28 protein-coding genes are annotated in these 24,877 nt (G+C 70.3%); 16 read left to right on the top strand and 12 right to left on the bottom strand.

The window, feature by feature from the left end; translation table 11 throughout:
- Positions 1-22 precede the first annotated feature (22 nt).
- On the top strand, positions 23-2,290 hold the full coding sequence (locus AB0L91_RS15635) for an ATP-dependent DNA ligase (RefSeq protein ID WP_365010425.1): 2,268 nt from the start codon (positions 23-25) through the stop codon (positions 2,288-2,290).
- Positions 2,291-2,361: 71 nt separating this feature from the next.
- The gene (locus AB0L91_RS15640) at positions 2,362-2,535 is read left to right on the top strand and encodes an antitoxin (RefSeq protein ID WP_355271148.1); all 174 of its coding nucleotides are present in this window, start codon (positions 2,362-2,364) and stop codon (positions 2,533-2,535) included.
- Positions 2,536-2,660: 125 nt separating this feature from the next.
- Here the strand turns inward: AB0L91_RS15640 and AB0L91_RS15645 are convergent, their stop codons facing one another.
- The 7 genes from AB0L91_RS15645 to AB0L91_RS15675 all read right to left on the bottom strand — a co-directional run bounded on the left by AB0L91_RS15645 (position 2,661) and on the right by AB0L91_RS15675 (position 9,254).
- Positions 2,661-3,308 (bottom strand): isochorismatase family cysteine hydrolase, encoded by a 648-nt coding sequence (locus AB0L91_RS15645; protein WP_357346392.1) that lies wholly within the window; start codon positions 3,306-3,308, stop codon positions 2,661-2,663.
- Between the two features lie 50 nt (positions 3,309-3,358).
- A complete protein-coding gene (locus tag AB0L91_RS15650) occupies positions 3,359-3,997 on the bottom strand; it encodes an ammonium transporter (protein WP_365010429.1) in 639 nt (212 codons plus the stop codon).
- Between the two features lie 212 nt (positions 3,998-4,209).
- On the bottom strand, positions 4,210-4,887 hold the full coding sequence (locus tag AB0L91_RS15655; RefSeq protein ID WP_357346393.1) for a hypothetical protein: 678 nt from the start codon (positions 4,885-4,887) through the stop codon (positions 4,210-4,212).
- Between the two features lie 54 nt (positions 4,888-4,941).
- Positions 4,942-5,682: an energy-coupling factor transporter transmembrane protein EcfT gene (locus tag AB0L91_RS15660; RefSeq protein ID WP_355271154.1), complete on the bottom strand. Its 741-nt coding sequence runs from the start codon at positions 5,680-5,682 to the stop codon at positions 4,942-4,944.
- A complete protein-coding gene (locus AB0L91_RS15665) occupies positions 5,679-7,796 on the bottom strand; it encodes an ATP-binding cassette domain-containing protein (RefSeq protein ID WP_365010433.1) in 2,118 nt (705 codons plus the stop codon). Before AB0L91_RS15665 ends, AB0L91_RS15660 begins: the two co-directional genes overlap by 4 nt.
- 83 nt (positions 7,797-7,879) lie before the next feature.
- Positions 7,880-8,659, bottom strand: coding sequence for a metallophosphoesterase (locus AB0L91_RS15670; RefSeq protein WP_355271157.1), 780 nt, complete (start codon positions 8,657-8,659; stop codon positions 7,880-7,882).
- 151 nt (positions 8,660-8,810) lie between these two features.
- A complete protein-coding gene (locus AB0L91_RS15675) occupies positions 8,811-9,254 on the bottom strand; it encodes a MarR family transcriptional regulator (protein WP_365010435.1) in 444 nt (147 codons plus the stop codon).
- Positions 9,255-9,315: 61 nt separating this feature from the next.
- On the opposite strand from AB0L91_RS15675, the gene AB0L91_RS15680 reads away from it, so the two are divergent.
- From AB0L91_RS15680 to AB0L91_RS15690, 3 genes are all read left to right on the top strand, one after another.
- Positions 9,316-9,927 (top strand): TIGR03086 family metal-binding protein, encoded by a 612-nt coding sequence (locus AB0L91_RS15680; protein WP_365010438.1) that lies wholly within the window; start codon positions 9,316-9,318, stop codon positions 9,925-9,927.
- A gap of 48 nt (positions 9,928-9,975) precedes the next feature.
- Entirely contained in the window at positions 9,976-10,917 is a 942-nt protein-coding gene (gene sigJ / locus AB0L91_RS15685; protein WP_365010441.1) for an RNA polymerase sigma factor SigJ, read from the top strand.
- A gap of 80 nt (positions 10,918-10,997) precedes the next feature.
- The gene (locus tag AB0L91_RS15690; RefSeq protein ID WP_365010443.1) at positions 10,998-12,176 is read left to right on the top strand and encodes an FAD-dependent oxidoreductase; all 1,179 of its coding nucleotides are present in this window, start codon (positions 10,998-11,000) and stop codon (positions 12,174-12,176) included.
- A gap of 152 nt (positions 12,177-12,328) precedes the next feature.
- Here AB0L91_RS15690 and AB0L91_RS15695 read toward each other — a convergent pair whose 3' ends face one another.
- Both AB0L91_RS15695 and AB0L91_RS15700 read right to left on the bottom strand, forming a co-directional pair.
- Complete coding sequence (locus AB0L91_RS15695; protein ID WP_365011314.1) at positions 12,329-13,099, bottom strand: RNA pseudouridine synthase; 771 nt, start codon at positions 13,097-13,099, stop codon at positions 12,329-12,331.
- A gap of 41 nt (positions 13,100-13,140) precedes the next feature.
- Positions 13,141-14,133, bottom strand: coding sequence for an adenylate/guanylate cyclase domain-containing protein (locus AB0L91_RS15700; protein WP_365010445.1), 993 nt, complete (start codon positions 14,131-14,133; stop codon positions 13,141-13,143).
- Positions 14,134-14,394: 261 nt separating this feature from the next.
- On the opposite strand from AB0L91_RS15700, the gene AB0L91_RS15705 reads away from it, so the two are divergent.
- Entirely contained in the window at positions 14,395-15,270 is an 876-nt protein-coding gene (locus AB0L91_RS15705) for an NAD(P)-binding domain-containing protein (RefSeq protein ID WP_365010447.1), read from the top strand.
- On the opposite strand, the gene AB0L91_RS15710 is transcribed toward AB0L91_RS15705, so the two are convergent.
- A complete protein-coding gene (locus AB0L91_RS15710) occupies positions 15,271-15,732 on the bottom strand; it encodes a hypothetical protein (RefSeq protein ID WP_365010450.1) in 462 nt (153 codons plus the stop codon). It lies immediately after the preceding gene.
- Positions 15,733-15,853: 121 nt separating this feature from the next.
- Between AB0L91_RS15710 and AB0L91_RS15715 the strand changes: the two genes are divergently transcribed.
- From AB0L91_RS15715 to AB0L91_RS15730, 4 genes are all read left to right on the top strand, one after another.
- Positions 15,854-16,513: a GAP family protein gene (locus AB0L91_RS15715; protein WP_365010453.1), complete on the top strand. Its 660-nt coding sequence runs from the start codon at positions 15,854-15,856 to the stop codon at positions 16,511-16,513.
- Between the two features lies 1 nt (position 16,514).
- A complete protein-coding gene (locus AB0L91_RS15720) occupies positions 16,515-18,206 on the top strand; it encodes a SulP family inorganic anion transporter (RefSeq protein WP_365010455.1) in 1,692 nt (563 codons plus the stop codon).
- A gap of 138 nt (positions 18,207-18,344) precedes the next feature.
- Positions 18,345-19,136 (top strand): SDR family oxidoreductase, encoded by a 792-nt coding sequence (locus tag AB0L91_RS15725; protein WP_365010456.1) that lies wholly within the window; start codon positions 18,345-18,347, stop codon positions 19,134-19,136.
- Positions 19,137-19,226: 90 nt separating this feature from the next.
- Positions 19,227-19,730 (top strand): PPOX class F420-dependent oxidoreductase, encoded by a 504-nt coding sequence (locus tag AB0L91_RS15730; RefSeq protein WP_355271730.1) that lies wholly within the window; start codon positions 19,227-19,229, stop codon positions 19,728-19,730.
- Here AB0L91_RS15730 and AB0L91_RS15735 read toward each other — a convergent pair whose 3' ends face one another.
- Positions 19,731-20,429, bottom strand: a complete 699-nt coding sequence (locus AB0L91_RS15735; RefSeq protein ID WP_365010459.1) for a MerR family transcriptional regulator — start codon at positions 20,427-20,429, stop codon at positions 19,731-19,733.
- A 61-nt stretch (positions 20,430-20,490) separates the two neighbouring features.
- Between AB0L91_RS15735 and AB0L91_RS15740 the strand changes: the two genes are divergently transcribed.
- From AB0L91_RS15740 to AB0L91_RS15755, 4 genes are all read left to right on the top strand, one after another.
- Positions 20,491-20,931, top strand: coding sequence for a DUF6194 family protein (locus AB0L91_RS15740; RefSeq protein WP_365010461.1), 441 nt, complete (start codon positions 20,491-20,493; stop codon positions 20,929-20,931).
- Between the two features lie 145 nt (positions 20,932-21,076).
- Positions 21,077-21,343, top strand: a complete 267-nt coding sequence (locus AB0L91_RS15745) for a hypothetical protein (RefSeq protein ID WP_365010463.1) — start codon at positions 21,077-21,079, stop codon at positions 21,341-21,343.
- Between the two features lie 19 nt (positions 21,344-21,362).
- Positions 21,363-21,809, top strand: coding sequence for a DUF1801 domain-containing protein (locus AB0L91_RS15750; protein ID WP_365010465.1), 447 nt, complete (start codon positions 21,363-21,365; stop codon positions 21,807-21,809).
- A gap of 45 nt (positions 21,810-21,854) precedes the next feature.
- A complete protein-coding gene (locus AB0L91_RS15755) occupies positions 21,855-22,448 on the top strand; it encodes a hypothetical protein (RefSeq protein ID WP_365010467.1) in 594 nt (197 codons plus the stop codon).
- Between the two features lie 9 nt (positions 22,449-22,457).
- Here the strand turns inward: AB0L91_RS15755 and AB0L91_RS15760 are convergent, their stop codons facing one another.
- Positions 22,458-23,777 (bottom strand): cytochrome P450, encoded by a 1,320-nt coding sequence (locus tag AB0L91_RS15760; protein ID WP_355271180.1) that lies wholly within the window; start codon positions 23,775-23,777, stop codon positions 22,458-22,460.
- Positions 23,778-24,080: 303 nt separating this feature from the next.
- On the opposite strand from AB0L91_RS15760, the gene AB0L91_RS15765 reads away from it, so the two are divergent.
- Together AB0L91_RS15765 and AB0L91_RS15770 are read left to right on the top strand one after the other, a co-directional pair.
- The gene (locus AB0L91_RS15765) at positions 24,081-24,287 is read left to right on the top strand and encodes a hypothetical protein (protein ID WP_365010471.1); all 207 of its coding nucleotides are present in this window, start codon (positions 24,081-24,083) and stop codon (positions 24,285-24,287) included.
- Between the two features lie 345 nt (positions 24,288-24,632).
- Positions 24,633-24,875 carry a helix-turn-helix transcriptional regulator gene (locus AB0L91_RS15770; protein WP_365010474.1) on the top strand — a complete coding sequence of 81 codons (243 nt, stop codon included), beginning with the start codon at positions 24,633-24,635 and terminating at the stop codon, positions 24,873-24,875.
- Positions 24,876-24,877 lie beyond the last annotated feature (2 nt).

Genomic DNA, 24,877 nt, shown 5'->3' on the forward strand with positions numbered 1-24,877 from the left:
TCCCCGCGGCCGAACCGCGTCGATGGTCCGCCGGGAGTTCCGGGGTCCGCCGGGGGAACCGGCGATCGAGGTTGAGCTCAGCAACCTCGACAAGGAGCTGTACCCGGCGACCGGGACGACCAAAGGCGAGGTGATCGCCTACTATTCGGCGATCGCCGAGGCGATGTTGCCCCATCTCGCGGGGCGGCCGGTCACCAGGAAGCGGTGGCCCAACGGGGTGGACCACCCCGATTTCTTCGAGAAGAATCTGCCGGAGCACGCACCCGCCTGGATCCAGCGCCGGGTGATCGAGCATTCCAGCCGCACGGTGACCTACCCGCTGATCGACTCCGAAGCGGGACTGGCCTGGCTCGGCCAGCAGGCGGCCCTGGAAGTCCATGTGCCGCAATGGCGTTTCGACGGTGACCAGCGCGGCCCGGCGACCAGGATCGTGTTCGACCTCGATCCCGGCCCCGGTGCCGGCCTGGCCGAATGCGCGCGGGTGGCGCTCGCCGTGCGCGACCTGGTCGCCGAGATCGGGATGCGCGCGTTCCCGGTGACCAGCGGCAGCAAGGGAATTCACGTCTACGTGCCGCTGGATCGGGTGGTGAGCTCACGCGGCGCGTCCACCGTCGCCAAGCAGGTCGCCGCCAATCTCGAACAGCTGCACCCGGATCTGGTCACCGCGACGATGGCGAAGTCGGCCCGCGCGGGCAAGGTCTTCCTGGACTGGAGCCAGAACAACGCGGCCAAGACCACCATCGCCCCGTACTCGCTGCGCGGCCGGGCCGAGCCCAATGCCGCGGCGCCGCGCGACTGGGCCGAGATCGAGGACGCGCAGTCGCTGCGCCAGCTGCGCTTCGACGAGGTTCTCGTGCGCTGGCAGCGCGACGGCGACCTGCTGGCCGAGCTCGATCCGCCGCTGCCCAGCGGCCCCGACGCGCTCACCAAGTACCGCAGCATGCGCGATCCCGACCGCACGCCCGAACCGGTGCCCGCCGCGCCGCCGGAGCCGGGGCCCGGCGATCGCTTCGTCGTCCAGGAGCACCACGCGCGCCGGCTGCACTGGGACGTCCGGCTCGAACGCGACGGTGTGCTCGCGTCGTGGGCGGTGCCCAAGGGCCCGCCGACCGAACCGAGACACAATCGGCTCGCCGTGCGCACCGAGGACCATCCCCTCGAATATCTCGACTTCCACGGCACCATCCCGAAGGGCGAGTACGGCGCGGGCGAGATGACGATCTGGGACACAGGCACCTACCGCACCGAGAAATGGCGCGACGACGAAGTGATCGTGGAACTGGACGGCGGCCGCCTGCACGGCCGCTACGCCTTCATCCGCACCAACGGCGACCAGTGGCTGATGCACTTCATGCGCGACCAGAGCCCACGAGAACCGGTGGGGGACACCGGCACCGGGGACTTTCCGCGCGGCCTGTCGCCGATGCTCGCCACAGCGGGCGAGGTGGACGGGCTGAGCGCGGGGGACTGGGCCTTCGAGACCAAGTGGGACGGCTTCCGGGTGATCGTCGAGATCGACGACGGCATCGTCACCGTCCGCAGCCGCGCGGGCAACACCGTGACCGCCCGCTACCCCCGGCTGGCCGCGCTGGGCGGCGAGCTGGCCGGGCACCGCGTGGTGCTCGACGGCGAGGCCGTGGTCCTCGATGCGAGCGGGCTCTCGGATATCTCGGCGCTGCAAGCTGATTCGGCGCTCGCGGTGTTCGTCGCCTTCGACGTGCTCTACCTCGACGGCACCTCGCTGCTGCGCAAGAAGTACAGCGACCGGCGCGCGGTGCTCGAGGCCCTCGGCAAGCTGGCGCCGTCGATGAACGTCTCCCCGTTGCTGGCGGGGTCGGGGGCCGAGGCCATGGCGGTCAGCCGGGAACAGGGGCAGGAAGGGGTCGTCGCCAAGCGGGTCGACTCGATGTATCAACCGGGCAAGCGCACCCAGACCTGGCTCAAACAGCGCAACTGGCGCAGCAGGGAGGTCGTCATCGGGGGGTGGCGGCGCAGCGACAAGCGCGAGTTCAAATCGCTGCTGCTCGGTATCCCACACGAGAACGGGCTGGTCTACATCGGCCGCGTCGGTACCGGTTTCGGCGTCGAGCAGTCCCGGCGGATCGCGGCGGAACTGCGGCGGCTGCACCGCGCGAGCTCGCCGTTCGTCAACGAGATGACCGCCGAGGAGCGGCACGACGCGCAGTGGGTCACCCCCGAACTCACCGGTACCGTCCGTTTCCAGTCCTGGACCGACACCGGCAGGCTGTGGCATCCGGTGTGGGACGGCGTGACGAGTTCACCGAGCTGACCCTGCCGCGAAAGCTGCGGTGTTGCTAGGGTGATCGCGTTGGACCGGTTCGAATCAGCGAGGAGTGCACGGTGGATTTCAAGAACCTGGCGGGCAAGGCGATGGATCTGGCCGCCCAGCATGCGGACAAGGTCGACGGGGTCATCGAGAAGGCCGGTGACGTGGTCGACGAGAAGACCGGCGGGAAGTTCTCCGGTCAGGTCGATTCCGCCCAGGACGCGGCCAAGAAGGCCATCCGGGACTGAGGTCTCGGCGGCTGGTGCCGCAGGGCTTCCGGCCTCGTCACCTCGCGTCCGAGAAGCGATACCGCGCCGTCGGCGTTCCGTATCGCCCCTCGGGCGCGAGATGGCCGAAAACCGTGTGCCACAGGTTAGCCAGTGGGGTTCTTCATCAGGTCGGTGATCGTCGCGACGTCGGTGACCAGCGCGTTTCCCTGGAAGGCGAACTCGTCGTAGGCCCTCGCCATGGCTTCTTCGTCGCGGCCGCCGCAGGCGTCGCCGATCACCACCGGGACGAAGCCCAGGTCGGTGGAATGCGCGACGGTGGGCACGATGCCGATCTCGAGCGCGACGCCGGCGATGGCGTAGGCGCCGATCTTCAGATCGCGCAGGAGCGCGGCCAGCGGGGTGCCCTCGAAGGCCGACATGGTCATCTTGTCCAGGACCAGTTCGTCCGCGCGGGGTACCAGTTCCGGCACCAGTTCGAAGCCCGGGGTATCGCGCTGGAGGATGAACTGCACGTCATCGATGGATTCCGCGTGCTGCCAGCCCATCAGCAGGCGCATCGCGTAGACGCCGGAGAGGCGGCGCGGCGGGAAGAAGTGCCGCAGGAAGATCACCGGATAGCCCGCACTGCGGGCGGCCTCGACCACGCGCACCACCCGTTCGACGACCTCCTGGCCGTCGGGCAGCTGGCCGAGCACGCCGACCTGCATGTCGTAGACGATCAGCGCCATCCGGTCGGGCGCGCACAGATCGCCGAGGGTATCGGGAATGTCGAGTCCGTTGCCTTGTCGCACCGACGCCAGTGTAGGCGTCGATGCGACCGGCAATAGGGCTGTTGCGCAGACTATTTGGTCTGCTGCGCCCACTGCGTGGTGCCCGGCGGCGCCAGCAGCGTGTTGATCAGGTCGAAGCCCGCGACGGCCAGCGTGGGTCCGCCGACGACGAGGGTGCCGATGATCCCGCCGACGGTAGCGCCGGTGATGAAGCCGGGAATCGCGCCGACGCCGCCCGCCGCCGCGCCGACCACCAGGCCGATGACCGCGCCGACGGCCATGCCGACGAAGCTGCCGATGGCGGTGGCCAGGCCGAAGGTGGAGGCGAAGTTCGCCTGTGCCGCATAGTTTTCCGCGGGCGAGGCGACCGGGGTCAGGTTGGGCCTGGCCGCCGCGACGTCCTTGACCGCGGTCAGTTCGAGGACTCGGCTGTCCTCGCGAACCGTGTGCGGCAGCGGGTATTCGAGGCTGCCGTCACGGATCGAGAGCGGCAGCGAGACCAGGGTCGCGCCCGCTTCGTCACGGACGTGGACGGTGCCGCCGTCGATGGCGAAGGTGCCGTGGGTGAGGGTGGTGATGACTTTGTTGCCGACCAGGTCGGTGCGGTACTCGACGTCCGGGGTTACCGGATCCGCCCCTGCCACACCGGTGCCGACGAGCGCTACCGCGAGGACCGGAATGGCCGCGGCGGCGATCTTGCGGATGATCATGTGAACGTTCCCATCTGGTTCATCAGGTGACGTGCCCAAACGAAATGCGCCGTGATCATGGCTCCCCCGAGAAAGCTAGTGACGGCGCGTAAAGCGGTCCAGCTCGATGTCGAGATGAACCATAGCCTGCCCGAGGGTAGCTGAACAGTGAATTCGGGTTTTAAACATCAAATCTTTCATAGTTATTCGCTATCGCGAACCGTGCTCGCCCACTACTCGATGATGTTGATCGCGCGCGCGACGATCGTGACGACGATGACCACGGAAATGGCGGATTGCGCCATCATCAGCACCTTGCACCACCGCGACAGCGGGAGCACATCGGCCGGGGCGAAGGAGGCCGCGTTGGTGAAGGCCAGGTAGAGGTAGTCGAGGTACTCCGGCCGCCAGTCCTTGCCGCCGAGCCGTTCGTCCTGCATCTGCGGAAACAAGAAGTCTGGTAGAGGTTTCCGGCCGTTGGCGCGCGCGGCGGGACCACCCCGATCGAACTCCCAGTACAGCAGGGAGAAGGCGATGATGTTGGTCGCCCAGATCATCGCCCCGCTACCGAGCAGCGTCCCTGCCCCGCGGTTGTCCTCGCCCGTGAAGATGGTCTGCACGAGGCGCAGCGCCGACACCGTGGTCGCGAAGCTGATCAGGCCGGACAGCAGCAGGCTGAGCCGGCGGATCCAGGGTTCCTCGCGATCCATCCGGCTCGGGTTGGCGATCAGCAGCACCGCCATCACGCCGAGCTCGAGCATCGGCAGCAACCACACCGGGGCGGGCAGGAACTCGCTCGGCAGCAGCACCTGGACGACCACGATCGTCAGGATCGCCGCGGTGGCGGCCAGGCGGGACTCGCCCTCGGTGGGCTCGCGCCAGGCGGGAACCGCGCGCTCGCTGTGGGTCACGCCAGCCAGTATCGCCCGGCCCGCGCCCCGCGCGGCGCAGGACGCCCGGCGGGGTCAGAGCGCGACGCTCAGCGCGATCGCGCCGACGCAGACCGCGACGACGACGCCGAGGGCGATCGCGTCGCGGCGGGTGGGCGCGCTGGGGTGCGCGGTGAGCATGCCGGTGCCGCCGCGCGCGGTGATCGCCTCGCCGAGTTCGCCCGCGCGGCGGGTGGATACCGCCATGCACGCGGTGAGGATGTCGATGAGCGGGTTGGCATCGGCGGCGCGATGCAGCAGGTTCTCCTTCGGGCGCAGTTTGCGCGCCGCGCGCAGCACCCGGATCTCGTCGAGCAGCAGCGGCAGGCCACGCAGCGTCAGCGCGACGACCACCGCCCACTCGTCCACCGGCAGGCGCAGCTTGCGCAGTGGCGCACCGAGTTTCGCCAGCGCGGGCGCCACCTCGCCCATCGGGGTGGTGTAGGCGATCAGGAACGAGGCCGCCACCAGCACCATGCCGAACACGAAGACCTGCGCGTACCCGAGCACCGCCTTCATCCCGATCGGCGCGTTGATCAGCCCGCCGAGCAGCACCAAACCCCAGAACCACCAGGGCAATCGGGGCAGCGCGCCCAGCGGCAGCCGGGCCACCACCCAGATCAGCACCAGGAACGCGATCATCATGCCGAGCACCGGCCAGGTCGGCAGGAACATCAGCAGCAGGCTGATCAGGAAGGCGGCGATCATCTTGGTCCCCGCCCACAACCGGTGTACGACACTGTCGACCGGAACCTCACGCAGCAGCACGGTACTCATCGGACGACCCCGCTTCCCGGTTCGTTGTGCGGTGGATTGTCCAGTCGCCAGACGGTTTCCGGGCGTCCCGGCAGCAGCGGCGCCGGCTGCGCGCCGACCGGGCGCCGCGCGCCCGCGGTCTCGACGACGACGCCCGCGTCCAGGTGCACGGTCCGGTCGCACACCGCGGTCACATCGGCCACGTCGTGGGAGATGACGATCAGCGTCTGCCCCGCGTCGCGCAGCCGGGCGAGCAGTTCGACGATCTCGGCGCGGCCCTGCGGATCGAGTCCGGCCAGCGGTTCGTCCAGCACCACCACCTGGGGATGACTGGCCACCATCGCCGCGAGCACCACCCGCTTGGCCTGCCCGCCGCTGAGTTCCTCGACCGAGCGGGCGGCGAGGCGGCGGTCCAGGCCCACGGCGTCCAGCGCCCGGCCGACCGCGCCGGAGCCGGTCGCCCGGCCGCCCCAGTCGGCGATCTCGGCGCCGACGGTCTGCTTCTGCAATTGCAGCCGGGAGTGCTGGAAGGCCAGCGCGACCCGGCCGATCTGCTGGTCCACCGGATCGCCGCGCAGCTCGCAGCGACCCGAGCTGGGCGCGATGAGCCCGGCGATGATCCAGGCCAGCGTCGACTTGCCGGAACCGTTGCCGCCGACGATCAGCAGCGCTTCGCCTTGGCGCACCGACAGGTCGACGCCGTGCAGCGCGGGCGCCTCCCACGGCGTGCCGCGGTTGTAGGTGTGGCGCACGTCGGTCAGTTCCAGGATGGTCGCGCCCATCGGGCCGCGGCGCTGGTCGCGGGCGGGCTGCGGCCAGCGGGCGAGGTGGTCGACCATACGGCCGTTCGCCAGGTGGATCACCCGGTCGGCGGCGCTCGCGTCGGCCTCGTGGTGGGTCACCAGGACGACGGCGGTGCCGTGCCTGCGCGGCAGTTCGGCCAGCAGCGCGACGAGGTCGCGGCGGCCGTCGGGATCGATCATCGAGGTCGCCTCGTCGGCGATGAGCAGCGCGGGGCGCCGGGCCAGCGCGGCGGCGACGGCGAGACGCTGCTGCTGACCGCCCGAGAGGGTCGCGGTCTCGCGCCTGCCCATGCCGGTCAGGCCGACCTCGGCCAGCAGCGCGTCGACCTCGACCTCGGCGGCCAGCTCGGCCGACAGACCCCACACGACGTCGTCGGCGACCGAGACGCCGAGGGTCTGGCTCTCCGGGCGTTGCAGCACCAGCGCGGTGCCGCCCAACTCGCCCAGTCCGGCCGAGCCCGGCCTGCTGACCGCGCCCGAGGTCGGCGGCCTGCCCGCGAGCACGCGGGTGAGCGTCGACTTGCCCGAACCGTTGTGACCGACCACGGCGACGAACTCGCCCGGGTGGATGGTCAGGTCGATGCCGGACAGCGCGTCGGCGGTGGCGCCGGGATAGCGGTAGCCCGCGCCGTGCAGGGTGACCGGCAGCGGGCCGATCGCGCGGTCGTCGTCGGGGGCGTCGAGGCGGTCGCTGCCGGGCAGCCAGGCCAGCCGGTCCAGCACCGTGCCGAGCACGAACCACGACACGATCGCGCTCACCAGTACCCCGAGGAAGACCGATCCGCCGAGGTAGAGCCACCAATTGCGGAGCAGCGCTTCGGTGAGGTCGGCGGCGGCGCGGCCGAGCGGCTCGAGCGCGGGTTGCCGGGCGGCCAGGTTCTGGATGCCCTTGGCGGTATTGCGGATGGCCTCGAAGAACAGCTCCCTGGTGCGCGCGAAGAGCAGCAGGCTGCCGACCGAGAACAGGCCCCAGCCCACACCGGCGAGCGTCGCGAGCGCCAGCACCGCGGGCAGCCCGCCGCCGCGCCGCTTCACGATGCCGATGATGCCCGCGAGCGTCGCGGCGCCGAACACGCCGAGCGCGGGCATGATGCCCGCGGCGACGAAGGTGACCAGCCCCGCCGCGACGCTGGCGGTGACCAGCGCGCGCAGGCGATAGCGGTGGGCGAGCAGACCCAGCGGAACCGCCGCGACCAGTTGCAGGGCCGCGGCCATGGGCACCAGGGAACCGACGGTGATCAGGCCGACGGTCAGACCGGCCATCACGGCACCGGTGGCCAGTTCGATGGGGCGCAGGGGTCCGCGGGGCAGCTCCGCGGGCGTGTCTCTCACCTGTCCCAGTCTGCCAGGGGTGTATGTGGCCGGTCTGTGACCTCGTGTAGCGGTTGTGTGAGGAATCGGTGGAGAAACCGGGCTCAGACCGGCGGTTCGGCCAGCCAGCCGCCCATCGCCACCGTGCGGAAATGAGTTGTGAGGGTATTGGTCTCATCGATGACGTGCAGGGCGACCGCCGGATCGGGCGCGTAGTCCATCACCTTGTGCGGCAGCGTCACCTCCCAGGCGCCGCCCAGCACGGACGCGGTGCTCGGGCAGGTCACCATGGGTTTTCCGGCGAAGGTGGTCGCGATGGGGGAGTGCGCGTGGCCGGTGAGGACGCCGATGATGCGCGGATCGCCCGCGACGACGGCGGCGAGGCGGTCCGGCTCGGCCAGCGCGATCACGTCGACGACCGGGCTGGCGACGGGTTTCGGCGGATGATGCAGCGCCACCAGGATGGGGCCGTCGGCCGGCGCGGCGGCCAGCGTCGCGCGCAGCCAGTCGAAGGTCTCGTCGGCGAGCAGGCCGCCCGATTCGCCGGGAACGCTGGAGTCGAGCAGGATCACGGTGAGCGGTCCGACGCGGTGGACGCTGTTGATCGGCGCGGTGGACGGCGGTTCGCCCAGTAGATCGGTGCGGAAAGCGACGCGGTCGTCGTGGTTGCCCGGCAGCAGGTAGACGGGGATGTCGGCCGCCAGGGCCAAGCGGGCTTCGGCGTACTGCTCCGGCTTGCCGGAGTCGGTGATGTCGCCGGTGACGAGGATGACGTCGGGCTTGCGGGGGAGGTCGGCCAGATAGGCCATCACTCGCTCCACGCGCTCGGTGTTGCGCGGGGTGAGGTCGAAGTGGGTGTCGCTGAGCTGAGCCGCCAGGATCATCGGCAGTCGCTTTCTTCTCTGGGATCGCTCCGTTGCGTCAGAGTGTGCCGGTATGAGTCTTCGGCACCTCTCAAGGCTAGATGACCTGGGCTTATCCGTCTTCATGAGGCGTACCACGGCCGGTAACCTCATCGCCGGTCTGTGTCATCGATCACGCGTCGGAGATCGGCGTTCCGCTGCGTTCGGACAGGGTTTGTAGTACTCGCAGGAAGGTGTGCCGATCCGCGGCGGGGAGGTCGGCGAGCAGCCGCTGTTCCTGGGCCTGGATGTCGTGCTGGGCGCGGTCGCGCAGGTTCGCTCCGGCGGGGGTCAGCCGGACGAGGTTGACACGCCGGTCGGCCGGATCGGGTTCGCGCCGGATCAGGCCGCGGCGCTGCAGGTCGTCGAGGACCGGGATGATCCTGGTCTTGTCCGCGCGGACCGCCTTGGCCAGCGCGGCCTGGGTGTGGACGGGTTGTTCGTCGAGTCCGAGCAGCACCACGTAGGCCCACATGGTGAGCCCGTGCCGGTCGAGGATGGGCCGTTCCGCCTCCGTCAGCGCGCGGCCGAGCGGCACGAGCATGGCCGCGAGGTCGGGGCGGGTCGCTTTCGGCATGGTCGAAATCTACCGGGGTGATCGCCTTGGCAGATCGTAAGCATATGCATACGATCTACATATGCATACCATTTCGGAAGATCAACTCCTGCTCGCCAGGCATCGGCGCGCCGTCCGGTTGAGCGTCGACGCGGTTTCGCCGGTCGCCGACGCCTCGCTGACCTGCGAAACGCCGTGCGCCGGGTGGGATCTGCGCGACCTGCTCGAACACATGGGCACCCAGAACCGCGGCTTCGCGGCCGCGGCGCGTGGCGAGGACGACCCGGGAGTGTGGGAAGTCCGGCGCGCCGCCGACCCGGTCGGTGACTACCTGCGCTCGGCCGACGAGGTGCTCGCCGCCTTCGCCGCACCCGGCGCGCTCACCCGCACCCTGGCCCTGCCGGAGATCCCACCCGGGCGGTTCCCGGCCACGATCGCCCTCGGCTTCCATCTCATCGACAGCGTCGTGCACGCGTGGGATGTCGCCCGATCCGTCGGCGGCACGATCGATCTCGACCCCGACCTGGCTCCGACCGCGCTGCGCGTCGCCTTGGCCGTCCCGACCGGAAAATCGCGTCAGCGTCCCGGCGCGGCCTTCGCCCCGGCGCTCGAGATCGCTGACGACGAGGCGACGCTCGACCGCATCCTGCGTGCCCTCGGTCGTTCGCCGCGCTGGCGGCCGTCCGGCCGGTGACCTCGCACCGGGTAGCGGCGGCCCGCCCGGATGGCCGACCATGGGGGGATGATGCTCAGTACCGACCAGGCCGATGTGTTCGAGGCCTCCCGTGGCCGCCTGGAGGCGATCGCCTACCGGCTGCTCGGCTCGGCCGGTGACGCCGAGGACGCGGTACAGGACACCTACCTGCGCTGGCACGCTGCCGACCGGGACCGGATCGAGACCCCGGTCGCGTGGCTGACCAAGGTCCTCACCAATATCTGCCTCAACCAGCTCACCTCGGCCAGGGTGCGACGGGAAACCTATGTCGGACAGTGGCTTCCGGAGCCGGTGCTGGCCGGTGACCGGATGCTCGGCCCGGCCGACACCGTCGAGCAGCGCGAATCCGTCTCGCTCGCGATGCTCGCCGTGATGGAACGGCTCTCGCCCAACGAGCGCGTGGTGTACGTGCTGCGCGAGGCGTTCGGGTACCAGCACCGCGAGATCGCCGAGATGCTCGAGATCGGCGAATCGAATTGTCAGCAGATCTACCGGCGGGCCAAGCAGCATGTCGGCGGGCGCTCGCGCGTCACCGTCGACGCGGCCACGGCGGAGCGGATCGTCGAGGAGTTCCTCGCGGCGGTGCTCAGCGGTGACACCGACCCGCTGGTCCGGCTGCTGGTCGACGACGCGGTCGGCATCGCCGACGGCGGCGGCCGGATCCCGGCCCGCAAGTCCCCGGTCCTCGGCGCGCTCGGCATCGCCCGCTACCTCAGCCACGTGTTCCGGCCGACGGCGGCCAAGCGCGCCTATGTCGGTGGGACGCCGGTGTTCTACGCCTGCGTGGTCAACGGTGGGCCCGGCGCGCTGGCGATGGTCGGCGACGAGGTGATCGCGGTCGTCGGGCTCGATGTCACGCCCGACGGCATCGCCGGGGTGCAGATCCAGGTCAACCCGGCGAAGCTGGCCCGGGTCACCCAGCAGTGGACGGCCGAGGGGCCGCATACCCCGCTCGATTTCGCTTGGTGACCCAGATCACATCAGTGAAGTGTCAGGGTTCGCGCGCCTGTCCGGTTCAGGAGGGGAGTCCATCCCGATAGGAGCGAGCCATGAAGCACCGCATTGTCGTCCTCGGCGCCGGGTACGCCGGAGCCATCGCCGCCGGACGTCTGGCCAAGCGGCTGCATCGCGATGATGTCGCGATCACCGTCGTCAACGCCGACCCCGATTTCGTCGAGCGGGTGCGGATGCACCAGCTGGCGACCGGTCAGGAATTGCGCACCCGCTCGCTGCGTGAGGTGTACGCGGGCACCGGGGTCGAGGTCGTGGTCGACCGGGTCGGCGCGGTCGACGTCGAGCGCAAGCACGTCACCCTGGCCGACGGCACGACCATCGCCTACGACACCCTCGTCTACGCGCTGGGCAGCACCGGCACCGATCAGGGCGTCCCCGGTGTCGCCGAGTACGCGCACAGCCTCGCCGGAAAGCAGGCCGCGCTGCGGCTGCGGGCGCGGCTGGCTGAACTGCCCGCGGGCGCGCCGGTGGTGGTCGTCGGCGGTGGCCTGACCGGCATCGAGGCCGCGACCGAGATCGCCGAGGCCCGCCCGGATCTCGCCGTGTCGATCGCCGCCCGCGGCGGTGTCGGCGGCTGGCTGAGCGAGAAGGCGCAGCGGCACCTGGGCGCGGTGATCGACCGGCTCGGCATCACGGTGCACGACCACGCCGGCGTCACCCGCGTCACCGAGAACGCCGTCGTCGCGGGCGATACCGAGATTCCGGCGGCGCTGACCGTGTGGACCGCGGGCTTCGCGGTACATCCGATCGCCGCGGCCACCACGCTGACGGTGTCGGACACCGGCCGGATCGTCGTCGACGCCACCATGCGCTCGGTCTCGCACCCCGATGTCTACGCCGTGGGCGACGCCGCCCTCGCCGACGGACCCGGCGGTGTACCGCTGCGGATGGCGTGCGCGACCGGCAGCCCGATGGCTTGGCGGGCAGGCGACGCCATCGCCGCGCGCCTGACCGGGCGACCGGTCCCCGACGAGCAGATCGGCTATGCCACCCAGTGCATCAGCCTCGGCCGCCGCGACGGCATCCTCCAGAAGGTGACCTTCGACGATCAGCCGACCTCGACCGTGCTGACCGGTCGGCTCGGCGCCCGCGTCAAGGAGTTCATCTGCGCGGGCGCCGCGTGGAGCGTCAGCCACCCGACCCTGATGATGCCGAGCCGTCGTCGGCGGATCATCACGACCGCGGCCGAAACGGACCAGTTCGTCGCTCCGTGACGGTGGGCGAAGTCGGCTACCCGGCCGGTCGTTTCCTCGGCCCGGCGCTGCCCGGCGGCCCGGCGCGGCCCGGTCGGCGCGGCTCCGCCTGGCTTGCCCGGCGGGGTCGGCCTGGTTGGTCGAGCCGGGCGGTGGGGGGATTCTGCCGGGTATCACACGGCGAGTTCGGCCAGCCGCTCGGACGCGGTGCGGAGCAACTGCTCCGCCGCGTCCGGGTCGGCGGCCAGCGGTTCCCAGAAGTCGGGGCCGGGGGTGGCGGTCAGGTCGAGGACCGGCGGGGTGAGCCAGTCGGCGTCGAGGCCCAACCGCCAGGAGTGCAGGTGGGTGCGGGGGAAGGTGGCGGTGCGGTCGAAGAGGGGGTCGCCCAGGATCGGGTGGCCGATCCAGGCCAGCTGCACCCGGATCTGGTGGCGTCGGCCGGTGACCGGCGCGACGGCGAGCAGGGTGTGCTCACCGTGCCGGGCGACGGTGGCGAATCGGGTGAGCGAGGGGTAGTTCTTCGCGGGCAGCAGATCGGCGTCGTCGACGGACCAGCGCTCGCCGTCGCGGCGGATCGCCTCGCGCGGCGCGGCGATCCGCACCCGGTTCTTGCGCCCGACGCTGAGCGGCAGATCGATCTCACCCCGCTCGGGCAGGTCGGTGCCCGACACGATCGCCAGGTACGCCTTGCGCGCGGTCTGCTTGGTGAACTGCCTGGTCAGCTGGCCGTGCGCGGCCAGATCGACGGCCAGCAGGACCAGCCCCGAGGTGACCTTGTCGATCCGGTGCACCGGATACAGCTGGGTGCCCGCCGCCTGCGCCAGCTCGACCAGGTCGGTGTCGTGCCGCTCCCCGGTCACCGAGATCCCGGCCGGCTTGTTCAGCGCGAGTACGGCGTCGTCGGCGAACACGGTGTACCGCTCGCGCACGCTCTGCCAGTCCATCTCCACGTCGACACCCTAGAGAACGGTGTGTGGCCCGGCGGTCAGGAGGCCGGGCGCAGCCGGTGCGGGCGCAGCCGGTTGAAGCCGCGCACCCGCACGCTGCGCAGATGCCGGATGGCGAACTCGCGGTTGCCGGCGAGCGCCTCGGCGGCCGCGTCGTCGATCAGGATGTTGCCCGGCCTGGCGACACCGGTGAGCCGCGCGGCGATATTGACCACCGAGCCGTACAGATCGCCGAAGCGCTGCAGCACCTCGCCGTAGGCGAAGGCGACCCGCAGTTCCGGGGTACCGCCGACCAGCATCGTCGACTCCTGGATGGCCAGCGAGATCCGGGCCGCGTCGTCGGCGGTCTCGGCGGCGAACATCACCTCGTCGCCGACGTTCTTGATCACCCAGCCGCCGTTGTCGGTGATCGCCGAGGTGGTGGTCGACTCGAAAGCCTCCAGCAGCGTGGACAATTCGTCGGGATGCAGGTGCCGGGTGAGCCGGGTGAAGCCGACCATGTCGGCGAATCCGACGGCCAGCGTCCGCGTCGAGTCCTCGCCGGTGGTGGCGTCCACCGACCGGGCGACCGCGGCCGCCAGGTGCCTGCGCCACACATACGACTGCAACTGCTCGATGCCCGCCATGGTGGATTCGGTGGCCGCCCTGACCCGTTCGTCGAGTGGCAGCGCCGGATCGGCCGCGGCGGCGCGCGCCTTGATCTCGGCCAGCACCAGGTCGGCCTGCCATTCGGCCAGCCGCGCCATGCCCTGGCCGATGGTGCGGGCGGCGGCGGCCTGCTGCCGGATATCGGAGGCGGCGACGACGATCATGCTGCGGAAGTTGGTGACCGAGGTGATGTCGATCTGGGTGTAGTCGACCTGGTCGTCGTCGGTGGCGGGAAAGCCGAGCGCCGTCCACAGCCGCCGCGACTCCGCCTCCGGCACACCGGACTGCTCGGCGACCTGCGTGCGCGTGTAGCGGCGCGGTCCGCCGAGCAGCGCCTCCTCCACACTGCGCTGCACCAGCTCGGTCATTTCGGCATCCGACATGAGCGAAACTCTACGACGCGCGCTCGAACCGCAGGTCGGCCCGACGCGACCTTGGCGATCTTCACAAAGACCGGCCCCGCCCGCCCGGCCGCCGGTGACACCCGGCACAGCCCTACCAGAGCCATTGCACTGACCTGGATGTTTACCCGAAGGTGCGCAACTGACGGCAAAAGTGCGTACTTGTCGTCCCGCGCGGCCCGCGCCGACACTCGGAACACCGCGGCCCCACACCGAGCGCCGCGCAGTGGATCGGAGTCGCAGATGACCGCAACCGACAAACCGCCGGTGACAGTGCTCGGCACGGGCTCGATGGGCGGCGCGCTCGCCCAGGCCCTCCTCGCCGCAGGACACCCGACGCACGTGTGGAACCGCAGCCCGGACCGCACGACGACTTTGGTCGCCGCGGGCGCGACCGCCCATCGCGACATCGCCGACGCGATCGCGGCGGGCTCGGTCACCATCAGCGCCCTGACCACCTTCGCCGCCACCCGCGCGAGCATGTCGCTCGCCTCCGCGTCGCTCGCGGGCCGCGACATCATCACGCTCAACAGCGGAACACCCGCCCAGGCCCGGGAGTTCGCGCAGTGGGTGCGCGAGGCGGGCGCCCGGTTCCTCGGCGGCGCGATCAAGAACGTGCCCGCCGCGGTCGGCCTGCGCGACACGCTGCTGTACTTCGGCGGCGACCGCGCGGTGTTCGACACCCATGCCGCCACCCTGCGCGTGCTCGGTGGCGAGCTCGACTTCCTCGGCGCCGAACCGGATCTCGCCGCGCTCTACGAAGCGGCGGTCGGCGCCACCCTGCTGCCCGCGCTGCTCGGCTTCGCCGAGGGCGCCGCGGTGCTGGCCTCGCGCGGACTGCCCGCGCGCACGATGGTGCCGTACTCGGTGAAGTGGTTGCAGATGATCGAGTCGCTGCTGCCGGTCCTGGCCGAGGAGATCGACAGCAAGGACTACACCCGCCTCGGCGCGAGCGTCGACGTGTTCCACACCGCCCTCGTCGACGACCCGCAGCTGGCCGCCGAGACCGGCGTCGACCTGTCCTGGCACGCGCCCATGCACGAGCTGCTGCGCCGCGCCGTCGACGCGGGCCGCGGCGACCAGAGCATCACCGCCCTCTACGACCTGCTCGCGGGCTGATCAGCGCAGCACGCTGTACACGGCCGACAGCGTGAAGCCGTGCTCGCCGACCTCGCAGCTGACCGTCCCCTGATACCCGATCCCGCAGGTGGTGTTCTCCAGGCTGATCCGATGCCCCTCCGGCAGCACCTTCGCGGCGGGGTGGGTGAAGATCGGCCGGTCGGCATCGACGAAGTGCGCGGCCTCGAGGATCCCGACCCGCAGCTGATCGGTGCCCGCCGGCGCGTCCATCGACACCGCGTCGCAACCGGCCGGACCGTTGTTCCAGTAGATGGCGCAGTGCCGCCCGTCGGGCGTGGTGAAGAAGACCGTCCCCGCGTACTCGGGTTCGCCGACCTGATAGTCGAATCGGTCGACCGGCGTGTAGTCGTCGAGGCCCGATTGCGCGGCGGCGGGCCCGGCGGCGGCGCAGACCGCGAGCGCGACGCCGGACAGCGCGATGAGTGTGGATCGATACGACATGAAACGTCCTCCCTCGTCTCTCGTATATCCGGTGTTTCGCCGTGCTCACGATCAGCGTTAACGCCGATCTCACCCACAATGTGTGACGCGTCCTGGTCTCGGCCCGACCTACCGTGACCGGATGGGCTCAGTCATCGGTGATCTGCTTCCGCTGGCCGTGGGTGTGGCGATCTCGCCGATCCCCATCGTCGCGGCCATCCTCATGATCCTGTCGAAGAACGCGGGCGGGGCGGCGCGGGGATTCGCGGTGGGCTGGGTCGGCGGGATCCTGATCGTGACCGCCGTGGTGACGCTGCTCGCCGGGGCGCTGGGCGATTCGGGCGAGAAGGAACCGTCGGCGGTGGCGTCCTGGCTGAAAATCGTGCTGGGCGTACTGCTTGTGGTCCTCGCGGCCGAACAGTGGCACGCGCGGTCGGACACGGCGGTGCCCGCCTGGATGCAGGCGATCGACACGCTCACCGTGGTCAAGGCGGCCGGACTCGGCGCGCTGCTGTCGGCGGTGAATCCGAAGAACCTGCTGCTGTGCCTGTCCGCGGGCGTCGTCATCGGTTCGGCGGGGTTGAGCGCGGGCGGCGACCTCGTCGCGATCGTGGTGTTCACCCTGCTCGCCTCGACCACGGTGCTCGCGGTGGTGCTCGGCTACGCGCTGGCCGCCGACAGTCTCGGCCCCACCCTCGACAGCGCCAGGCAGTGGCTGCAAGCCAACAACCACGCGGTGATGGCGATCGTGCTGCTGGTGATGGGTGCTGTCGTGGTCGGCAAGGGCATCGGCGGTCTCTGAGGTGCGCCGGCCGCCGATCTTCGAATCGCTGCACGGTTATCAGCGCGCGTGGCTGCGGCCCGACGTCATCGCCGGGCTCACCGTCTGGGCGGTGCTGGTGCCCGAAGCCCTCGCCTATGCCTCGATCGCCGGGGTGCCGCCGGTCATCGGCCTCTACGCGGCGGTGCCCGCGCTGGTCCTGTACGCCTTGGCCGGGAGTTCCCGGCACCTCGTCGTCGGCCCGATGTCGGCGACGGCGGCGCTGTCGGCCGCGATCATCACCCCGCTGGCGGGCGCCGACGCCGGTCGCTACCTGGCGCTGTCGACGGCGCTGGCCATCGCCACCGGCATCGTCGGCCTGCTGGCCGGGTTGATCCGGTTGGGGTTCATCGCCGCGTTCATCTCCGAGCCGGTGCTCAAGGGCTTCATCGTCGGGCTGGCCCTGACCATCATCATCGGCCAGGTGCCCAAGCTGCTCGGCATCGACAAGCACGACGGCGACTTCTTCGAACAGGCCTGGGGCGTGCTCGGCCACCTCGGTGACACCCAGTGGCGCACACTGCTGATCGGCCTGCTGAGCCTGGCAGTCGTGCTCGGCCTGAAGCGCTGGCTGCCCCTTGTGCCCGGCTCGCTGCTGGCCGTGCTGCTCGGCATCCTCGCGGTGCGGCTGTTCGACCTCGACGACAAGGGCGTCGACATCGTCGGCCACATCGACGCGGGTCTGCCGTCGATCGGGCTGCCGTCCGGCGTCGGCTTCGACGACTACCTCGACCTGCTCGGTCCCGCCGTCGGAGTGCTGCTGATCGGTTTCGCGGAAGGGCTCGGCGCGGCGAAAACCTATGCGGCCAAGGCGGGTTACTCGATCGACGCGAACCGGGAGCTGCTCGGCCTCGGCGCGGCCAATCTCGGGTCCGGGCTCGGTTCGGGCATGGTGGTCAACGGGAGTCTGTCCAAGACCGCCGTCAACGGTGGGGCGGGCGCGAAAACCCAGGCCAGCGGGCTCATCGTGGCCGCGCTGACGGTGCTCACCCTGCTGTTCCTCACGGGGCTGTTCGAGAAGCTGCCCGAGGCGACGCTGGCCGCGGTGGTCATCGCCGCGGTGATCGAGCTCGTCGACATCGCGGCCCTGCGCCGCCTGTACCGGGTCTGGACCCAGCTGCTCGGCAGCATCTACGGCAAGGCCGCGCGCGCCGACTTCCTCGCCGCCCTCGCCGCCATGTTCGGTGTGCTGCTGTTCGACACCCTGCCCGGCCTGCTCATCGGCATCGGCGTCTCGGTGCTGCTGCTGGTCTACCGCGCCTCGCAGCCGCACGTCGCCGCGCTCGCGAAAAAGGGCTCGCTGTGGGTGGATACGGTCCGCCACCCCGACCTGACCCCGCGCCCCGATCTGCTGGTGGTACGCGTCGAGTCCGGCCTGTTCTTCGCCAACGCCGACTATGTCCGGTCGCGGATCGAGGCCCTGTGCACCGACGCCACCCGCCTGGTGGTGCTCGACGCCGAGACCTCACCCGCCCTCGACGTCACCGCCACAGCGATGCTGCTCGATCTGCGCAATGCCCTGGCCCACCGGCGCATCGACTTCCGCATCGCCCGCTCGGTGGCCCAGTTCGGCGAAGCCCTCGGTTCGGCCGAGGCGGGCGACACCCCGATCGGCATCTACCCGACGGTCGCCGCCGCGGCCGCCGACCTCCCCGAACACCCACCGGTGGGCTAGCAGAACCACTACCGGGGTAGGAGCCACAGATCCGACCGCGCGCGGATGTGTTCGACCCTGTCGGCTCGCTACCGTGCTCCCAGACACGGGACAACAGCCGCGTTCCGAGCACCGCGGCGACAGGGGACGGTACAGCCGATGAAGATCGAAGGTTCACGAGTTCTGATCACGGGCGCCACCGGCGGCATCGGGCACGCCATCGCCCACGCCTTCGCCGAACGCGGCGCCGAGCTGTTGCTCACCGGCCGCCGCGTCGACGTCCTCGCCCCGCTGGCCGAGCAGACCGGCGCGCGCGCCGTGCCCGCCGATCTGGCCGACCGCGACGGCGTGGCGGCGCTGCTCGCCGCGGCGGGCCCGGTCGACATCGTCGTCGCGAACGCGGCCGTGCCCGCCAGCGGACTGCTCACCGACTACTCCATCGAGGAGATCGACCGCGCACTCGACGTGAATCTGCGCGCCCTGATCCTCACCGCCCGCCTGCTCGCCGAATCCCTCATCGCCCAGGGGCACGGGCACCTGGTGTTCATCTCCTCCATCGCGGGCAAGCTCGCCTCACCGCAAGCCTCGCTCTACAACGCCACCAAGTTCGGGTTGCGCGGCTTCGCCCAGGCGCTGCGCCAGGACCTCGCACCGCACGGTGTCGGCGTTTCGACGGTGTTCCCCGGCTTCGTCCGCGACGCGGGCATGTTCGCCGACGCGGGCGTTCCCGCCGCGTTCGGCACCGGCACCTCCACGCCCGCCCAGGTGGCGGCCGCGGTGCGACGCGCGGTCGAGCGCAACGTCGGCGAGATCGACGTGGCCTCGCCGCAGGTGCGCGTCGGCGCCCTCTTGGCCGGCATCGCGCCCGGATGGTCCGCGTGGGTGCAGCGGCGCGGGGGCGCCGACAAGATCGCGGCGGCACTGGCCGAGGCGCACCGCGCCAAACGGTGACCGGCTCGACGGTGTTCCCGGTTCGGGTTCGGGGTGGCGGGTGGCTCGGTATGGTCGGCGGGAATGGTTGTGGCCGGAAAGGTGGATGTGGTGGGGATCAAGCAGCGGGCCGTGGTGCAGATGAGCGCGGACGAGATCGCGGCGTTTCTCGACCGGAGCCGGGTGCTCACGCTGGCCACGCTGAATGCCGACGGCAAACCGCATCTGACGGCCATGTGGTTCGGGCACATCGACGGCGTCCTCTACTTCGAGACCAAGTCGAAGTCGCAGAAGGCGGTCAACCTGCGCCGCGATCCCACCATCACCTGCATGGCCGAGGCCGGTGACACCTACGACCAGTTGCGCGGGGTCTCGATCGAGGGCACCGCGCACCTGATCGAGGACACCGAGGACGAGGAGTACTGGAAGGCGGGCATCGACATCTACGAGCGCTACGTCGGTCCGTACAGCCCCGAGGTCCGGCCGTTCGTCGAGGCCATGATGAACAACCGGGTGGTCGTGCGGGTCGAGCCGACCCGCGTGCGGTCCTGGGACCACCGCAAGCTCGGCCTGCCCGCCATGCCGCTGTCCGGCAGCACCGCCGACGCGCCCTGATCACTCGGCGAGCAGCTCGCGCAGCACCGCCGCGCCGTCGAGCAGCGCGAGCGAACGCGCGGTGATCGCCGCGTCCCTGGCGGCCAGCGCCGCCCGCACCTGTCCCGAATGCCGCCGGAACTCGGGCATGACCGCGCGCACCTGCGCGATCCGGTAACCCGCCTGCCGCAGCTGGTGGACGATCCGCGCGTCGCGCACCTGTGCGGGGGAGTAGTGGCGGCCCGCCGCCGCGCGATCGGGCACCACCAATCCCTCGGCGTCCCAATGCCGCAGGGTCGAGGTCCGCAGCCCGAGCGCCGTGGCGAGCTCGGTGACGCTCATCGCGTCCGAACCGCGCACCTCGGTGATCGGCTCCGCCGCAATGGCTTCGGCGGCCTGCCTCGCCAGCGCCAGCTCGGCGCGTTCGGTGTGCAGCCCGGCGTGCGCGGCATCGAGCAGTGCCAGTAACTCCGCCCGGTCCCCGGTGTGCGCGGTGCGGACGATCCGTTTGGCCTCGACCGGGCCGACCCCCGCCGCGAGCGCGCGGTAGGCCAGCGCCGAGTGCACATGGATCTCGCGATAGCTCCGGTGCCCGCCCGGCGAACGGTCGGCGGGCGGCAGCACGCCGTCGCGTTCGAGATTGCGCACCTGCTGGACCGAGTACCCCGCCCGCCGGGCCACGTCGATCGTGCGGCCGACCGGCGAGTTGAGGTTTGTCACCGGAAACTCCTCGTCATCGGCGAAAAAGTCCACACAACCACTTCAATGAGACGCTCGAACCATGACGATAGACGAGATCATCGAATACGTGACCGGCCTCGGCGGCGTCCTGCACCTCGCGCCCGGCCCCGGCGGCGAATGGCCCGAGATCAGCTGGGGCGACTCCTTCTTCTATTACGCCCCGGACGGCGTCGTCCCGACCACCACCCAGCCCTTCGCCACCATCGTGACCAAGGACTACCCGGACGACCGCGACTCGCGCCTGGACCGTCCCGGCGCCTTCCGGCTCAATATCTCCGCGGGCCGGGAGGCGTTCGGCGAGTGGGCGAATCCCCAGGTGGATGCCGGTACCGAGGACACCGTGATCGCCCACCCGGTCTACGCCGCGGCCAACTGGCTCGCCGTCGTTAACCCCGGCGCGCGCACCGACGCCGTCGTCCGGGACCTCCTGCGCACCGCCCACGACCGGGCACGAAACAGGGTCGAGCGGCGGACACGATGAGAACGATGCTGTTCGCCACCGAGAATCGGTGTCAACATCGACGGTAGGTGACCGAGGCTCGCCTCACTCGGTTCGGCGGTTCGGCGCGGTACCGTTGGTGCGCGGTTCAGATGCACTTCCGAGTGGGTTCCCGAAGGGGGATGGCATGACTGTCGAGCATCGTTTGCTACACACCGGCTCTCGGGGCGGCAGGTGGGCGTTCAGCTCGGTCGAACTGACGACCGTCGGTCTCCTGCTGACCGCCGCGAGCCTGGCGATGATCGGCCCGCTCGTCGCGGCCCTGCTGATCCACCGCAGCGGCGCGCCCGGCGCCGGCGCCGCGACGGCACCGCTCATCCTGCTGACGGTCGCGATCGTCCTCGCGCTCGCGGCCGGTATCGCCCTGTTCGTGACGGCGAGCCGCCGTCGCTGATCGACTAGGAGGAATGTCCATGGCTACCTCGAAGTCTCGCAGCGCCGCCGCGTTCTCCGCCGAGGAACGCGCCGCGATGAAGGAACACGCCCAGGAGTTGAAGACCGCGGCCCGGCGGGGCAAGACGTCGAAGGCCGACGGCGAGGCGGACCTGCTCGCCAAAGTCGCCGAGATGCCCGAACCGGACCGCTCGATCGCCACCCGCGTCCACGAGATCGTCATGACCGAGGCGCCCGAACTCACCCCCAAGACCTGGTACGGCCAGCCCGCCTGGGCCAAGGACGGCAAGGTCGTGTGCTTCTTCCAGTCGGCGGCCAAGTTCAAGACCCGTTACGCGACCCTGGGTTTCAGCGACACCGCCACCATCGACGACGGCACCATGTGGCCCACCGCCTTCGGTCTCACCGCCCTCACCCCCGCCGACGAAGCCCGCATCGCCGAACTGGTGCGCAAGGCGGTGCACTGACCTCGGTATCGGGTTGTTGTCGGCGCCCGATGGCACGATGCCGGTGTGGGCGACTTTTTCGAACGCATCATCGACATCGACGTCACCGCGGCCGACGCGGGCGCGCTGGCGGCGCGGACGGTCGACTGGATGGTGGCGCGCGGCTGGCTGCTGCGCGAGACCTCGCGGGACGCGATGTACAGCCTTCAGGTCGACGAAGGCTATCGGCCGGGCCCCGAATGGTCACGGATCACCCAGGATTGGGGCGCGGACTGGACGCCGGGCCCGGTCGCCGTCATCGTCGGCAGGCATCCCCACTTCCCGGGGCAGGGCGCCATCGAACCCTCCGCCACCGACTGTCCGCGCTGCCGGGCCACCACCGTGATCATCGACTACCCGCAGCGGTGGGAGGCGGACGAGGCGGTCTGGCAGCCGTTCGCCGACGCGATCGACACCTGGCGCGACACCGGCTCCGGCGTGGCGACCTGCGCGTCCTGCGGCACCGCGAGTCCCATCACCGAGTGGGAGTGGGCCGACGACTTCGCCCTCGGCGCTCTCGCTTTCGACTTCTGGGGCTGGCCGCCGCTCACCGACGAATTCGTCGCCGAGCTGGGTGCCCGACTCGGTCATCGAATCGGGCACCACACCGGCAAGTTCTGAGGCGGGCGCTCAGTCCTCGGACGCGGCGGTGGCGGCGGGCACCACCTCCGCCGCCTGGCTCAGCAGGGCGGGCATGCGATCGAAACCGTGCAGCGTCGACAGCCCGCGACGGTGCGGTTCACCGTCGAGCCGCAGGTCGGGGAAGCGCTCGAACAGGGCGGGCAGCGCGTTGATGCCTTCCAGCCTGGCCAGGCTCGCGCCGATGCAGGCGTGCACGCCGCTGCCGAAGGCGAGGTGCTCCTTGGCGTTGGCGCGGGTGACGTCGAAGCGATGCGGATCCTCGAACTTCGCGGGGTCGCGATTGGCGCCCGCCAGCGACATGATGACCGACTTGCCCGGCTGCAGTGGCGCGCCGCCCAATTCGACCGGCTCCAGCACCCGGCGCGCGGTGAGCTGCACCGGCGGCTCGAACCGCAGGATCTCCTCGATCGCGTTGGGCCAGTGCTGCGGCTCGGCGCGCAGGAGCTCGAGCTGGTCGGGATGGGCCAGCAGCAGCGGGATCGCGTTGCCGAGCAGGTTCATCGTGGTCTCGAAACCCGCGCCCATCAGCACGTTCGCGCTGGCCATCAACTCGGTGGTGTTCAGCTCGCCCGAGGTCACGAGGGTGCTGAAGATGTCGTCGCCGGGGTCGCGGCGCACCTTCTCGATGTGGTCGGCGAGGTAGGTCTTCATCGCCGCCGTCGCCGACATCGCGCGCTGGTGCGTCTCCCAGGAGATGCCGACGTCGAGCAGCGGCGTGACCACTTCGCCCCAGGCCAGGAACATCTCGCGGTCGGAGTCCGGGAACCCGAGCATCTCGCCGATCACGGCCACCGGGACCTGCGCGGCGAATTCGCTGATCAGTTCGGCCGATCCCGTGGCGGCCATCGAGTCGAGCAATTCGGTGGTGACCTCACGGACCCGGTCACCCAGCCGGGCGACCGCGCGCGGGGTGAACGCCGAGGCGACCGGCTTGCGCAGCCTGCTGTGCTCGGGCGGGTCCATCATGAACATCGACGGCGCTTCGATCGGATTGGGCGGCAACTCGATCGACTCGACGTAGCGGCGGATCGGTCCCGGCAGCATCGGATCGATCGGGGTCCGCACGCCGAAGCGCCGGTCCCGCAGGATCTCCTTGCACAGCCCGTGCTCGAAGACGGCGTATCCGGTCTTGACGGTCTGCACCCCGCCCTCCCCGCGCAGCTGATCGATCAGCGTGTACGGATCGTTGCGTCCCTCGTCGCCGCTGAGCAACTGCGCGAACGTGTCACCCTTGCGGTGCAGCGCCATCAGCCCCAGCCGCGGCAACCCGTGCTCAGCCGCCCATCTGACCGCATGCCCTACGTTCATCAAACCCTCGATCCATCGCAAAGAACTCGCAACGCGACGTGTCGACGCCCGCGGTACCAGGTCGAACCCGCACAGTCACAACCCTTTTCAGCGCCACAGATGCCGAACTTCGCATGTTCAGCAGTCTTCCACGCTGGGTAATCCCGCGCACCGTTTGCTGCGCCGCGCTCGAGAACACCTCGCCCCTGGAACCGTGGGCCCCAGAACCGGGGCCTGGGGTCAACGCCACCGCCGCAATAGCGTTGTCCCCGCGGTTCACGCTGCGTTGAACAGCTCGACAGCATCAGATCGAAGGTACCTCCGGTGAAGAAATCACTCGCTGTTTGCACACTGGCGGGCGCGCTCGCCCTTGCCCCCGCCGCGGCCGCGAACGCCGCCGCTCCCGCCCCGGTCGCCCCCGTCGCGGCCTGCTACGAATGGCCGGTCGGCGCGCCGGGCGGCTGCGACTTCTTTCAGAACGTCCTGCAACTGCTGAGCGCGGGTTCCGCCAGCCTCAGCGGTTCGAAGTAGCGATCACCGCGCGACAAGACCGCGCACCGGAGGGCTCGACCGACCGACTCCCCTAGATTCCGATGTCCGAGTCGAGCTGGTCCGGGTGCGTATCTTCGGCCGAGGACGTCCGGGCCGTGGGCGGTGGTTTCCTCATCGTGGCGCCGGCCATGAACCGCTGGGTCACCGCCCAGCCCGTTGAGCTGGATGTTGTCAGACCGCACCTGGTCGAAGATCGCCAGCGGTGGGGGTGCCGCTGGTTCTTCCGGCTGGTTCGGGTCATGATTCATATAAAGATCTTCTGGCCTATGTCCGTGGATGATCGGTATATGGATCATTATTACGTTTGCGCGCTATGATCGCTATATGGATCAGATGCGGGCTGTCACGTCGGTCGAATTCGGCCAGGCTGTGCGCCGCGCGCGGGAGCGACGGGGACTGCACCAATCGGAACTTGCCGAGCGGCTCGGCGTCACGAGGATGACCGTGTCGCGGCTGGAACGCGGGGGCGCGGTCAGCATGGAAACGGCTATCCGGGCACTTTCCGAGTGCGGCTACGAGGCTGTGGTCGTGCCCAAGTTCAGCCGGGTCACCGTCGAGGGACGGTGACC

Origin of the sequence: Nocardia sp. NPDC051833 (assembly GCF_040681225.1) — a bacterium.
In the GTDB taxonomy this organism is placed as follows: domain Bacteria; phylum Actinomycetota; class Actinomycetes; order Mycobacteriales; family Mycobacteriaceae; genus Nocardia.